Annotated in this window: 9 protein-coding genes and 3 rRNA genes; 9 read left to right on the top strand and 3 right to left on the bottom strand. The window is 62.8% G+C overall.

The window, feature by feature from the left end:
* On the bottom strand, positions 1–360 hold the full coding sequence (locus K1X59_RS12955; RefSeq protein ID WP_183150405.1) for a MerR family transcriptional regulator: 360 nt from the start codon (positions 358–360) through the stop codon (positions 1–3).
* Positions 361–414: 54 nt separating this feature from the next.
* Between K1X59_RS12955 and K1X59_RS12950 the strand changes: the two genes are divergently transcribed.
* From K1X59_RS12950 to K1X59_RS12940, 3 genes are read left to right on the top strand one after another with little or no spacing between them, the layout of a single operon-like run.
* A complete protein-coding gene (locus K1X59_RS12950; protein WP_183150404.1) occupies positions 415–1,368 on the top strand; it encodes an aldo/keto reductase in 954 nt (317 codons plus the stop codon).
* A gap of 38 nt (positions 1,369–1,406) precedes the next feature.
* Positions 1,407–2,708, top strand: coding sequence for a tyrosine--tRNA ligase (gene tyrS, locus K1X59_RS12945; RefSeq protein WP_183150403.1), 1,302 nt, complete (start codon positions 1,407–1,409; stop codon positions 2,706–2,708).
* A 12-nt stretch (positions 2,709–2,720) separates the two neighbouring features.
* Positions 2,721–3,458 (top strand): DUF4184 family protein, encoded by a 738-nt coding sequence (locus tag K1X59_RS12940; RefSeq protein ID WP_244631998.1) that lies wholly within the window; start codon positions 2,721–2,723, stop codon positions 3,456–3,458.
* Between the two features lie 40 nt (positions 3,459–3,498).
* On the opposite strand, the gene K1X59_RS21530 is transcribed toward K1X59_RS12940, so the two are convergent.
* Together K1X59_RS21530 and K1X59_RS21525 are read right to left on the bottom strand one after the other, a co-directional pair.
* Positions 3,499–4,140, bottom strand: a complete 642-nt coding sequence (locus K1X59_RS21530) for a CoA transferase (protein ID WP_258566838.1) — start codon at positions 4,138–4,140, stop codon at positions 3,499–3,501.
* 54 nt (positions 4,141–4,194) lie between these two features.
* The gene (locus K1X59_RS21525) at positions 4,195–4,551 is read right to left on the bottom strand and encodes a hypothetical protein (protein WP_244631996.1); all 357 of its coding nucleotides are present in this window, start codon (positions 4,549–4,551) and stop codon (positions 4,195–4,197) included.
* An 880-nt stretch (positions 4,552–5,431) separates the two neighbouring features.
* Here K1X59_RS21525 and K1X59_RS12930 point away from each other — a divergent pair.
* From K1X59_RS12930 to K1X59_RS12905, 6 genes are all read left to right on the top strand, one after another.
* Positions 5,432–6,955 (top strand): 16S ribosomal RNA (locus tag K1X59_RS12930).
* 421 nt (positions 6,956–7,376) lie between these two features.
* A 23S ribosomal RNA gene (locus tag K1X59_RS12925) occupies positions 7,377–10,481 on the top strand.
* Positions 10,482–10,589: 108 nt separating this feature from the next.
* Positions 10,590–10,706, top strand: a 5S ribosomal RNA gene (gene rrf / locus K1X59_RS12920).
* The 16S, 23S and 5S rRNA genes sit together here, the layout of an rRNA operon.
* A 165-nt stretch (positions 10,707–10,871) precedes the next feature.
* Complete coding sequence (locus tag K1X59_RS12915) at positions 10,872–11,825, top strand: hypothetical protein (protein ID WP_183150402.1); 954 nt, start codon at positions 10,872–10,874, stop codon at positions 11,823–11,825.
* Between the two features lie 307 nt (positions 11,826–12,132).
* Complete coding sequence (locus tag K1X59_RS21520; protein ID WP_244631995.1) at positions 12,133–12,936, top strand: M48 family metallopeptidase; 804 nt, start codon at positions 12,133–12,135, stop codon at positions 12,934–12,936.
* Entirely contained in the window at positions 12,936–13,973 is a 1,038-nt protein-coding gene (locus K1X59_RS12905; RefSeq protein ID WP_183150401.1) for an HAD-IIA family hydrolase, read from the top strand. Before K1X59_RS21520 ends, K1X59_RS12905 begins: the two co-directional genes overlap by 1 nt.
* Positions 13,974–14,007 lie beyond the last annotated feature (34 nt).

Here is a 14,007-nt window from a genome sequence, read left to right as displayed (position 1 = left end):
TCAGTCGAGCTGCTCGCGGTACCAGGTCAGCTTCTCCGCGAGCCGGCGCTGCTGCGCGAGCACCTCGGCCAGCTGACGCTCCACGGTCTCGGCGTGCTCCTCCAACAGGGCGATCCGCTCGGGGATCGTGTCTTCACTCCGGCAGAGCTGACCGTAGCGGCGCAGTCGTTCCACCGGCATGCCCGTCTCCCGCAGGCACTTGAGGAACTCCAGCAGACCGAGCTCGGCGTCTGTATAGGCGCGATGCCCGCCCGCCGTGCGCGGAACCGCCGGAAGGATTCCCTCGCGCTCGTAGTAGCGCAGTGTGTCGATGCTGAATCCGGAGCGTGCCGCCGTCTCCGCGGGGGTGTAGGTGGTCATGGCGTCGATCCTAGGTCTTGACCTGGAGTGCGCTCCAGGTTGCAGGCTGAACCCATGACCGTTCAGAACACCTCTGTTTCCCCCATCGTCCTCGGCGCCATGTCCTTCGGGACGCTGGTCGACGAAGACGTCTCGTTCGCCCTGCTGGATCGTTTCGTCGAACGCGGCGGCGTGTGGATCGACACCGCGGATTGCTACAGCTTCTGGGCGAGTGACACCGGGCACGGAGGGGCGTCAGAGGCGGTGATCGGTCGCTGGCTCGCCGCGCGTCCCGGCATCCGCAGCCACGTGCGCCTCTCCACCAAGGTCGGCGCGGAGCCGCTGTGGCCCGGCTCGTGGCCCGAGCACCGCACCGGACTCTCGCCGCGCGCGATCCGTCAGGCGGTCGAGGGCAGCCTCGAACGTCTCGGCGTCGACGCCGTCGATCTCCTCTGGCTCCACCAGGAGAACCGCGCCGTGCCGATCGAGCAGACGGTCGACGGCCTCGCGGCGCTGACCTCGAGCGGGGCCGTCCGACGCGTCGGCGCATCCAACCACCCGGCGTGGCGGATCGAGCGGGCACGCGCGCATGCCGCGTCGATCCGCAGCATCCCGATCGACGCCTTCCAGCTGAACAGCACGTATCTGCGGGTCCGCCCCGGCACGCGGCCGCCCGGGGTGATCCACCCGTTCGGGGTGCTGAGCGACGAGCAGCGCGACTTCGCCGCCGCGAACGGGATGGAGACCTGGGCGTACACGCCCCTGCTGTCCGGTGCGTACGACAACGCGGCCAAGTCCGTCCCCGACGTGTACGAGCACCCGGGAACGGAACAGCGACTCGCGGCACTCACTCGGGTCGCCGATCGGCGTGGTGTGCAGCGCGGTCAGATCGTTCTGGCATGGCTGCTCGCGCAAGGCATCCGTCCTATCCTCGGCGGCAGCACGCTCGCCCAGCTGGACCTCGCCCTCGACACGGCGAATATCGAGCTCACCGCCGAGGAACGGGACGAGCTCGACGCACCAGCGTGAGGCGGGAGCGGCGTTCGCGCGCTGATAGCCTGGAGCGCGTGTCAACTCCCGCTCTGACGACCGCGACCCCGGCGATCGACCCCACGTTCGAGAACGTGTGGGACGAACTCGTATGGCGCGGCCTCGTCCACGTGTCCACCGACCAGGAGGCGCTGCGCGCCCTGCTCGCGGGAGACCCCATCACGTATTACTGCGGGTTCGACCCGACGGCGCCGAGCCTGCATCTGGGGAACCTGGTGCAGCTGCTGACGTTGCGCCGCATCCAGCTGGCCGGGCACAAGCCGCTCGGCCTGGTCGGCGGCTCCACGGGACTCATCGGCGATCCTCGCCCCACGGCGGAACGCACGCTGAACACCCGCGAGACGGTCGCGGAGTGGGTCGACCGGCTACGCGGCCAGGTCGAGCGCTACCTCAGCTTCGAGGGCGAGAACGCGGCCCGCATCGTCAACAACCTCGACTGGACGGCGCCCCTCAGCGCGATTGACTTCCTGCGGGACATCGGCAAGTACTTCCGGGTCGGCACGATGCTCAAGAAAGACGCGGTGGCGGCGCGGCTGAACTCCGACGAGGGCATCAGCTACACCGAGTTCAGCTACCAGATCCTGCAAGGCATGGACTACCTCGAGCTGTACCGCCAGTACGACTGCGTGCTGCAGACCGGGGGCTCCGATCAGTGGGGCAACCTCACCAGCGGCACGGACCTCATCCGACGTGCGGAGGGCGCCTCGGTGCATGCGATCGGCACGCCGTTGATCACCAACAGCGATGGGACGAAGTTCGGCAAGAGCGAAGGCAACGCGATCTGGCTCGACGCCGAGATGTGCAGCCCGTACCGGATGTACCAGTTCTGGCTCAGCACGGCAGACAACGACGTGATCGAGCGCTTGAAGGTCTTCACCTTCCTGAGTCGCGCCGAGATCGAGGAGTACGCCCAGCTCGTAGAGACCGAGCCGTTCCGTCGTGCAGCCCAGAAGCGCCTCGCGCTCGAGGTCGTCGCGACGGTGCACGGTATCGAGGCGACGGCGGCCGTGATCGCGGCGTCCGAGGCGCTGTTCGGTCAGGGAGACCTCACGGCACTCGATGCGGACACGCTCCGCACGGCGCTGGAGGAGTTGCCGAACGCGACGGTCGCGGCCGATGCTCCGGTGGTCGAGGCGCTCGTCGCCACGGGTCTCGTGGCGAGCCTGTCCGAAGCCCGACGCGCGATCGGCCAGGGCGGCGTCACTCTCGACGGAGAACGCGTCGAAGACGATTCCGCCACGATCCGAGGGACCCTGCCGGGCGGAGTCTCTGTACTCCGTCGAGGCAAGAAGACCCTCGCCGGCGTCTTCCTCGCCTGAGTCGTCAGCGGCATGCCCTTCACTCCGAGCCACGCGGTCGTCGCGCTGCCGTTCGTCCGCACACCCCTGGTGCCTGCGGCGATCGCGATCGGAGCCATGACGCCGGACCTGCCTCTGTTCCTCCGCGGGGTGGGTCTGAACTACGCGTTCACCCACACCTTCGGCAACGTCGTCTGGACCGCGCTGGGGGCGTTCGTGCTGTTCGTGCTGTGGCGCGTCGTGCTGCGCCCTGCCGTCCCCGACCTGTCGCCGGCGTGGCTCGCGCGCCTGCTGCCCACGGAATGGGACGACCGGGGGATGATCGCGGCCGGAAAAGCTGTCGGGGTGGGGGCGAAGCGCTCGTACCCGGTTCTCCTCGCGGTATCGCTGCTGCTCGGAGTGCTCTCGCACATCGTCTGGGACCTCTTCACGCATGAGGGCCGGTGGGGGGTGGAGCTTTTCCCCGGACTCGACGCGATGTGGGGCCCGGTGCCCGGATTCAAGTGGCTCCAGCACGGATCGAGCGTCATCGGCCTCGCCGTGATCGGCGTGTACTCGCTGATCTGGCTGCGCGGCCGACCCGCGCGGACCGACATCGAGCAATCGCTCCCCGGCGTCGTGCGCGTGGCGTGGTGGGTGTCGCTGCCGGTGATCCTCGTCGGCGCCTGGGTCTGGGGACTCGTGGTGCTCGGACCGCTGGATGCGCAGTTCACCGTCCAACACCTCGCCTACCGCGTGCTTCCCCGGCGTGCGCGCTCTGGGGTGCGTTGACTCTCGTGCTGTGCGTCGTGGTATCGGTGCGCGGCGGACGTCACCAGACGGGCTGATCCCGGCCCCATGAACGCGGCGCGGCGAAGTCGAAGCCGCTCAGCGCCGGCTTCGCGGTGACGACCTCGCGCCCGTCGACGACGAAGTGCACGAGGTGGGGGCGCGCATCGAACGCGGTCTCAGGTTCGGGCTCCCGGATGCGAGGCATGCCCAGGAGCTCCGCCGCGACCCGGCGCAGCGAGGTGCGGACACGCCACGTTCCGCCCTCGACGGCGCGGCGCTGTAGGAGCGCCGTGACAGCCGCGGCGAGGAGATACCCGGCACTGTGGTCGAGTGCCTGCGCGGGAAGGACGCCGGGTGTCTCCGCGTCCCGCAATTCGATGAGCGCGATGCCGGACTCCGCCTGCACGAGGCTGTCGAAGCCCGCCCGATCGGGGTGCTCCGCGCCCCACGCGCTGAGCTGTGCGATCACCATGCCGGGGTATCGGAGAGCGAGGTCATCCGGATCCAGTCCGAGCCGAGCGAGTGCGGCGGGACGATACCCGAGCACGACAGCGTCGGCCTCGCCGAGCAATTCGTGGATCCGCGAAGCATGGGCATCGAGCACCGCGGAGCGCTTTCCCTGTCCTGTGTCGAGATGCTGCCACTCCGGCTCCGGCAGTCGCGGGGGGTCGATGCGCAGCACGTCCGCGCCAAGGAGGGCGAGAGTGTGTGCAGACCGGTCCGGCGATGACCCTCGTCAGATCGAGAACACGCACGCCCCGCAGGGGAGGTGGGGCTGGTCCTCGGGAATGCGCCGTGGCGGACGAACCCGGCCGGGGAACCGGACGATGTCGAGGACCGGAGTGTCCCTCAGCGCGCGGTCCTCATCCGGACGCTCGGCCCGAACGGCGACCGCGAGTCCACCGGCCGTCGTGATCGCGGAGAGGGCATCCGACTCGGTCCGTTGCTCGAGCGCGGCGCGTACGGCGTCGGCATCGGCGTCGGGGGCGAGCTGCAGACCACGGAGCAGAGCCGCTGCGTGGTGAGGGTAGTTGCCGTGGGTGCGGATCCAACCGTCGTCCGTGCGCCAGAACCCCGAGTAGGGCGACCACACCGGGGAGCGGCACCACCGATCTGGAGATACCTGTCGCTGCGGTAGGCGACGGCGACGCGATGCGGGTCGATCGTGTCGGGCGTCCGGCCAGCGGCGACCTGTGCGGACGTGACGCAGGCCCAGGCCAGCTCACCGGTGGCGAGGCGTGAGGGGAGGGGGACGCGGTGCCCGCGGTCCGCGGTCGCCCCCTGGACCGGGAGTCCGATCTCGCCGAGGACACGAGCGAGCACGGATGCGCCCGGTCGTCGAGCGGGGGAGGGTGCGCGGGGGATCGACGGCATGGCGCGATCGTACTCCGCGCCGTGACTCCGCCGGAAACCTGCGCTGATCCGGCCGAAACCGCAAGCAGGTCGGGCGCGACACGCCCGGGGGGTGTGGCCCGATTTGCCAGAACCCTGGAATCCACGTAACTTATTACTTGTTCGCCCCACAGGGAAGCGGAGGAGCCGAGAGCTTCACCCCCCTCAAGCGGAGAACCACTCCCACACATCCTTCTCTCTTGAGAGATCAGACGCTTGCGTCTAGGATGGGAGATCCACCCCTTCTGCGGCTGTCAAAGGCTGCGCAGCGGATCACTGATTCGCCGGGCGCGTCGATTTGACAAGCGAGACAGGGTGGCTAAGATAGAGAAGTTGCCCTGCGGGCCTGGCTGTGATGGCTGGGTCGTGGGAGCATCCGATCCTTGAGAACTCAACAGCGTGCACTTGTCAAATGCCAAATTATCCTCGTCTCCACTTCGGTGGGGGTGAGAATTCCTTTGGATCAAAGACCAATCCCTTTCGGGGGGTTGGCATTGGATGAAGTCAGCAATGAATTTGTCTCTTTGGTCAGCATCAAACTCGCTGCGTCACCGTTTTCCCGGTGGGGTATGCATTTCTTTTTTACGGAGAGTTTGATCCTGGCTCAGGATGAACGCTGGCGGCGTGCTTAACACATGCAAGTCGAACGGTGAACACGGAGCTTGCTCTGTGGGATCAGTGGCGAACGGGTGAGTAACACGTGAGCAACCTGCCCCTGACTCTGGGATAAGCGCTGGAAACGGCGTCTAATACTGGATATGTGACGTGATCGCATGGTCTGCGTCTGGAAAGAATTTCGGTTGGGGATGGGCTCGCGGCCTATCAGCTTGTTGGTGAGGTAATGGCTCACCAAGGCGTCGACGGGTAGCCGGCCTGAGAGGGTGACCGGCCACACTGGGACTGAGACACGGCCCAGACTCCTACGGGAGGCAGCAGTGGGGAATATTGCACAATGGGCGCAAGCCTGATGCAGCAACGCCGCGTGAGGGATGACGGCCTTCGGGTTGTAAACCTCTTTTAGCAGGGAAGAAGCGAAAGTGACGGTACCTGCAGAAAAAGCGCCGGCTAACTACGTGCCAGCAGCCGCGGTAATACGTAGGGCGCAAGCGTTATCCGGAATTATTGGGCGTAAAGAGCTCGTAGGCGGTTTGTCGCGTCTGCTGTGAAATCCCGAGGCTCAACCTCGGGCCTGCAGTGGGTACGGGCAGACTAGAGTGCGGTAGGGGAGATTGGAATTCCTGGTGTAGCGGTGGAATGCGCAGATATCAGGAGGAACACCGATGGCGAAGGCAGATCTCTGGGCCGTAACTGACGCTGAGGAGCGAAAGGGTGGGGAGCAAACAGGCTTAGATACCCTGGTAGTCCACCCCGTAAACGTTGGGAACTAGTTGTGGGGTCCATTCCACGGATTCCGTGACGCAGCTAACGCATTAAGTTCCCCGCCTGGGGAGTACGGCCGCAAGGCTAAAACTCAAAGGAATTGACGGGGACCCGCACAAGCGGCGGAGCATGCGGATTAATTCGATGCAACGCGAAGAACCTTACCAAGGCTTGACATATACGAGAACGGGCCAGAAATGGTCAACTCTTTGGACACTCGTAAACAGGTGGTGCATGGTTGTCGTCAGCTCGTGTCGTGAGATGTTGGGTTAAGTCCCGCAACGAGCGCAACCCTCGTTCTATGTTGCCAGCACGTAATGGTGGGAACTCATGGGATACTGCCGGGGTCAACTCGGAGGAAGGTGGGGATGACGTCAAATCATCATGCCCCTTATGTCTTGGGCTTCACGCATGCTACAATGGCCGGTACAAAGGGCTGCAATACCGCGAGGTGGAGCGAATCCCAAAAAGCCGGTCCCAGTTCGGATTGAGGTCTGCAACTCGACCTCATGAAGTCGGAGTCGCTAGTAATCGCAGATCAGCAACGCTGCGGTGAATACGTTCCCGGGTCTTGTACACACCGCCCGTCAAGTCATGAAAGTCGGTAACACCTGAAGCCGGTGGCCTAACCCTTGTGGAGGGAGCCGTCGAAGGTGGGATCGGTAATTAGGACTAAGTCGTAACAAGGTAGCCGTACCGGAAGGTGCGGCTGGATCACCTCCTTTCTAAGGAGCATCTGACACTTTCGGGTGTCCAGAACCCAGATCGAAGGCACATGTTCTTCGCTGGGAGCTCATGGGTGGAACATTTGACATGGTGTGAAGGATGTTGTTCTTCTCCAGTACGCCGCTTCGGTGGTTGGAACGGGGAGGGTGGCGGATGTCGCACTTGCACGCTGTTGGGTCCTGAGGGACCGGATGCGCACTGGCCTTCGGGTCGAGTGCACAGTCGGTTGCTCTGGGCCTTTCGTTGTTTCCCCGGTGGGGAAGCGGTGAGGGGTACCGCCCGTACTTTGAGAACTACACAGTGGACGCGAGCATCTTGCAACAGCCTTCGGGTTGTTGCACAAGATGATCTTAAAGATCATTAGTCAATTTCATTCCAGGCTTTCGAGTCTGGAGTCGATTCTGATTCAAACTCATGTGATTTCAAGTCTTTAAGAGCAAACGGTGGATGCCTTGGCATCTGGAGCCGAAGAAGGACGTAGCAATCTGCGATAAGCCTCGGGGAACTGATAAGCAAGTTTTGATCCGAGGGTGTCCGAATGGGGAAACCCCGCTGGGCGGCGTGCCGACCTAGTGACTCCCGCCTGAATATATAGGGCGGGTAGAGGGAACGTGGGGAAGTGAAACATCTCAGTACCCACAGGAAGAGAAAGCAACCGCGATTCCGTTAGTAGTGGCGAGCGAAACCGGATCAGGCTAAACCTAGCGTGTGTGATAGCCGGCAGGCGTTGCACGTTGGGGGTTGTGGGACTTTTCAGTCATCTCTGCCGAGGTGGCGGCGTTACAAGAAGGTATAGACGAACGGTCTTGAAAGGCCGGTCATAGAGGGTGCCAACCCCGTAGTCGAAATGCTTCTCTTGGCGCGAAGAGTATCCCAAGTAGCACGGGGCCCGTGAAATCCCGTGTGAATCTGTCAGGACCACCTGATAAGCCTAAATACTCCCAGATGACCGATAGCGGACAAGTACCGTGAGGGAAAGGTGAAAAGTACCCCGGGAGGGGAGTGAAATAGTACCTGAAACCGTTTGCTTACAAACCGTTGGAGCCTCCTTAGTAGGGGTGACAGCGTGCCTTTTGAAGAATGAGCCTGCGAGTTAGCGATATGTGGCGAGGTTAACCCGTGTGGGGTAGCCGTAGCGAAAGCGAGTCTGAATAGGGCGATTCAGTCGCATGTCCTAGACCCGAAGCGAAGTGATCTATCCATGGCCAGGTTGAAGCGACGGTAAGACGTCGTGGAGGACCGAACCCACTTAGGTTGAAAACTGAGGGGATGAGCTGTGGATAGGGGTGAAAGGCCAATCAAACTTCGTGATAGCTGGTTCTCTCCGAAATGCATTTAGGTGCAGCGTTGCGTGTTTCTTGCCGGAGGTAGAGCTACTGGATGGCCGATGGGCCCTACAAGGTTACTGACGTCAGCCAAACTCCGAATGCCGGTAAGTGAGAGCGCAGCAGTGAGACTGTGGGGGATAAGCTTCATAGTCGAGAGGGAAACAACCCAGACCACCAACTAAGGTCCCAAAGCGCGTGCTAAGTGGGAAAGGATGTGGAGTTGCTGTGACAACCAGGAGGTTGGCTTAGAAGCAGCCACCCTTGAAAGAGTGCGTAATAGCTCACTGGTCAAGTGATTCCGCGCCGACAATGTAACGGGGCTCAAGCACGCCACCGAAGTTGTGGCATTGACATTATTGGTAGGCCTTCGTGGTCCAGCCGTGTTGATGGGTAGGAGAGCGTCGTGTGGCCAGCGAAGCGGCGGTGTAAACCAGCCGTGGAGGCTACACGAGTGAGAATGCAGGCATGAGTAGCGAATGACGTGTGAGAAACACGTCCTCCGAAAGACCAAGGGTTCCAGGGTCAAGCTAATCTTCCCTGGGTAAGTCGGGACCTAAGGCGAGGCCGACAGGCGTAGTCGATGGACAACGGGTTGATATTCCCGTACCGGCGAAGAACCGCCCAAGCTAATCCAGTAGTGCTAAGTGTCTGAATCCCAGTGACTGATCCCTTCGGGGTGACGCTCTGGGCCTAGCGCACGACCCCATTCTGGTGCGGTTAGCGTATTAACAGGTGTGACGCAGGAAGGTAGCCCAAGCCAGGCGATGGTTGTCCTGGTGCAAGTGCGTAGGCCGAGTCGTAGGCAAATCCGCGATTCATTGAGGCTGAGACACGATGCGGATAAAAAGTGGGTGATCCTATGCTGCCAAGAAAAGCATCGACGCGAGGTTCTAGCCGCCCGTACCCCAAACCGACTCAGGTGGTCAGGTAGAGAATACCAAGGAGATCGAGAGAATCGTGGTTAAGGAACTCGGCAAAATGCCCCCGTAACTTCGGGAGAAGGGGGGCCTTCGGCGTATAGGGATTTACTCCCGAAAGCGTTTGGAGGCCGCAGAGACTAGTGGGTAGCGACTGTTTACTAAAAACACAGGTCCGTGCCAAGTCGCAAGACGATGTATACGGACTGACGCCTGCCCGGTGCTGGAAGGTTAAGAGGACCGGTTAGCCGCAAGGCGAAGCTGAGAATTTAAGCCCCAGTAAACGGCGGTGGTAACTATAACCATCCTAAGGTAGCGAAATTCCTTGTCGGGTAAGTTCCGACCTGCACGAATGGCGTAACGACTTCCCAACTGTCTCAACCGCGAACTCGGCGAAATTGCATTACGAGTAAAGATGCTCGTTACGCGCAGCAGGACGGAAAGACCCCGTGACCTTTACTACAGCTTGGTATTGGTGTTCGGTGTGGCTTGTGTAGGATAGGTGGGAGACTTTGAAGCATGGACGCCAGTTCGTGTGGAGTCATTGTTGAAATACCACTCTGGTCACTCTGGATATCTAACTTCGAACCGTAATCCGGTTCAGGGACAGTGCCTGGTGGGTAGTTTAACTGGGGCGGTTGCCTCCCAAAAAGTAACGGAGGCGCCCAAAGGTTCCCTCAACCTGGTTGGCAATCAGGTGTCGAGTGTAAGTGCACAAGGGAGCTTGACTGTGAGACTGACAGGTCGAGCAGGGACGAAAGTCGGGACTAGTGATCCGGCAGTGGCTTGTGGAAGCGCTGTCGCTCAACGGATAAAAGGTACCTCGGGGATAACAGGCTGATCTTGCCCAAGAGTCCATATCGACGGCATGGTTTGGCACCTCGATGTCGGCTCGTCGCATCCTGGGGCTGGAGTAGGTCCCAAGGGTTGGGCTGTTCGCCCATTAAAGCGGTACGCGAGCTGGGTTTAGAACGTCGTGAGACAGTTCGGTCCCTATCCGCTGCGCGCGTAGGAAGTTTGAGAGGATCTGACCCTAGTACGAGAGGACCGGGTTGGACGAACCTCTGGTGTGTCAGTTGTTCCGCCAGGAGCACCGCTGATTAGCTACGTTCGGGATGGATAACCGCTGAAAGCATCTAAGCGGGAAGCCGGCCTCAAGATGAGACTTCCATACCTTCGGGTGAGAGGCTCCCAGCCAGACTACTGGGTTGATAGGCCAGATGTGGAAGTGCAGTAATGCATGCAGCTGACTGGTACTAATAAGCCGATGACTTGATAACACACCGTTTGTTGGTGCTACGCGTCCACTGAGTGGTTCTCGATGTACGGTCGAGAACCGCATAACAACAATGACTTTGTTATGTGTTTGATTGAAACATCAATAGTGTTTCGGCGGCCATAGCGTGAGGGAAACGCCCGGTTACATTCCGAACCCGGAAGCTAAGCCTCACAGCGCCGATGGTACTGCAGGGGGGACCCTGTGGGAGAGTAGGACACCGCCGGACTCCTTTTAAACAAAATGGCCACCCAACGCTGGGTGGCCATTTTGCGTTTTACGAAAAGAACAGGGAGCATCATGCCGGAAGAGGAAGAGCGCCGTCCGCGTCGCAACGACGACAGTGGATCGCGCGGTAACCGACCTTCTGGCGGTCGCCCCGAGCGCAGTCGCGATGGCAACGCCCCTCGTCGTGAGGGTGGGTATAACCGTGATGGTGGTGCTCCTCGTCGTGAGGGTGGGTACAACCGCGACTCCGGTGGCGCCCCGCGTCGCGAAGGCGGCTACAACCGCGACGGTGGTGCCCCTCGTCGTGAAGGCGGCTATAACCGCGATGGTGGTGCCCCGCGTCGTGAAGGCGGCTACAACCGCGATGGTGGTGCCCCGCGTCGTGAGGGTGGCTACAACCGCGACTCCGGTGGCGCCCCGCGTCGTGAAGGTGGGTACAACCGTGATGGTGGTGCCCCTCGTCGTGAAGGCGGCTATAACCGTGATGGTGGTGCCCCTCGTCGTGAGGGTGGGTACAACCGTGATGGTGGTGCCCCTCGTCGTGAGGGTGGGTACAACCGTGACGGTGGTGCCCCTCGTCGCGAAGGTGGGTACAACCGTGATGGTGGTGCCCCGCGTCGTGAAGGCGGCTATAGCCGTGATGGTGGTGCCCCTCGTCGTGAGGGTGGGTACAACCGCGACTCCGGTGGTGCCCCGCGTCGTGAAGGCGGCTATAACCGCGATGGTGGTGCCCCGCGTCGTGAAGGCGGGTACAACCGTGATGGTGGTGCTCCTCGTCGCGAAGGCGGCTACAACCGCGACTCCGGTAGCGCCCCCCGCCGTGAAGGTGGGTACAACCGTGATGGTGGTGCCCCGCGTCGCGAAGGCGGCTACAACCGCGACTCCGGTAGCGCCCCCCGCCGTGAAGGTGGGTACAACCGTGATGGTGGTGCCCCGCGTCGCGAAGGCGGCTACAACCGTGATGGTGGTGCCCCTCGTCGCGAAGGCGGCTACAACCGTGATGGTGGTGCCCCGCGTCGCGAGGGCGGTGACCGCGATCGTTCGCGTTCCTTCCCGCAGCGCGGGGGACGGGTCGGGAGCGTCCGACCCAGGCTGCGAACGAGCGGCCCCGGTTCGATGAGCCGCAGATCCCCGATGATGTCACCGCACGCGACCTGCATGCGTCTGCTCGAAACGAGCTCAAGACCCTGAGCAAGGAGAACGCCGAGCACGTCGCTCGCCACCTGGCGATGGCGTCCCGGCTGATCGACGAAGACCCGGCGCTCGCACACGAGCATGCGCTGGCTGCATCTCGTCGCGCCGGCCGTATCGCGATCGTTCGAGAGACCCTCGGCATCACGGCTTACGCCACCGAGGACTTCGCGCTCGCTCTCCGCGAGCTGCGCACCTATCGCCGTATCTCGGGCAAGGACGATCAGATCGCCCTCATGGTCGACAGCGAGCGCGGCATCGGACGTTCAGATCGTGCCCTGGAGACGGGGCGTGCCGTCGACCGTTCGACGCTCGAGACTCCCGTGCGCGTCGCATTGGCGATAGCGATGTCGGGCGCCCGACTCGACCAGGGCGATCTCGAGCTTGCGCTCGGCGAGCTCGAGATTCCTGAGCTCGACCCGGATCGTGCTTTCGAGTGGAGCCCGGCGCTGTTCGCCGCTCGCGCTGCGGTGCTCGAGGACCTCGGGCGTACCGAGGAGGCTGAATTCTGGGCCGAGCGTGCAGAAGTCGCCGCACAAGCACTCGGTATCGACGAGGCCGGCGACGAGGAGATCTACATCGAGGACGGCCTGATCGAGGGTGACTTCGACGACGATGAGCTCGTCTCTGATGTTGTCTCTGACGGTGATGTTGTCTCTGACGGTGATGTTGTCTCTGACGGTGATGTTGTCTCTGACGGTGATGTTGTCTCTGACGGTGATGTTGTCTCTGACGGTGATGTTGTCTCTGACGGTGATGTTGTCTCTGACGGTGATGTTGTCTCTGACGGTGATGTTGTCTCTGACGGTGATGTTGTCTCTGACGGTGATGTTGTCTCTGACGGTGATGTTGTCTCTGACGGTGATGTTGTCACTGGCAGTGACGGTGTCTCTGACGATGAGGATGCCGCTTCGCGGCGCCAGGGTACGGAGACGGAGCGCGTCGAGTCCGACGCTGAGCCTGCAGAGCCCACCGTCGAGGATGAGGTGCGCGAGCTCCTCGGTGAAGACGAGGCCGATGACGCGGATCCGGAGGCGTAGTGGCGCTGTTCTCTCGTAAGCGCGGTCTGCGCACGCCGCTCGACGGTGTCGACACGGTCTTGGCCGACCTGGACGGCGTCGTCTACGCCGGCCCCGGGGCGTTGCCCTTCGCCGTGGACAGCCTCAACGAGGCCGCGAAGACGGTTCGGCTCGGATACATCACCAACAATGCCGCCCGGACCGATGCCTCCGTCGCGGCGCATCTGAGCAGCCTCGGGCTCCGGGTGGACGCATCCGACGTCGTCACGAGCCCCCAGGCGGCGATGCGGCTGATGGCGCGGATCGTGCCCGCGCCCGCGACGATCCTCGTCGTGGGCGGCGACGGGCTCGTCGACGAGGTGCGCAAGGCCGGCTACACGGTGACACGCAGCGCCGAAGACTCGCCGAGCGCAGTGGTGCAGGGCTTCGCACCCGAGGTCGCCTGGACCGACCTCGCGGAAGCCGCGTTCGCGCTCAAGCTCCCCGAGGACGAGGGCGGCATCCCGTGGATCGCCACGAACACGGACTGGACGATTCCGCGCGAGCGCGGGGTGGCGCCGGGAAACGGCACCCTCGTGTCCGCCGTCCATACGGCGGTGGGTCGATTGGCGACCGTCGCGGGCAAGCCTGAAGCACCGATCTTCGAAGAGGCCCTGGCCCGCTTCGGGGCGCAGAAGGCTCTGTTCATCGGCGACCGGCTCGACACCGACATCATGGGTGCGAGCCGTGTCGGAATCGACTCGGTGCTCGTGCTCACCGGAATCGACCGCCCCAAGCACGTGCTGGCGGCACCGGAGGGCTCCCGTCCCACGTACATCCTCGGTGACCTTCGCGAACTGCACCTGCCGTACCCCGAGGTCACCGAACGAGACGGGGTGTTCCACGTCAACGGCGCTGCTGTGCGGGTCGAGGGAGCCGATGTCGTGATCGTGGCCGAGTCGGACCAGCAGATCGATTTGCTGCGCGCGGGGGCAGCCGCCATCTGGGCGTCGGGCACACCCGTGTTCGTGCTCCGGGTCCCCGAACGCCTCTACCTGGATCCCTTCCACCGCCCCTGAGCGATCTCGCGTGGGCTCCGTCGCCTGTCGCACG

It is taken from the genome of Microbacterium sp. Se5.02b, assembly GCF_019464375.1.
GTDB lineage: Bacteria > Actinomycetota > Actinomycetes > Actinomycetales > Microbacteriaceae > Microbacterium.
The sequence above is the reverse complement of the archived record's forward strand: the minus strand, read 5'-3'. Positions and strand labels throughout refer to the sequence as shown.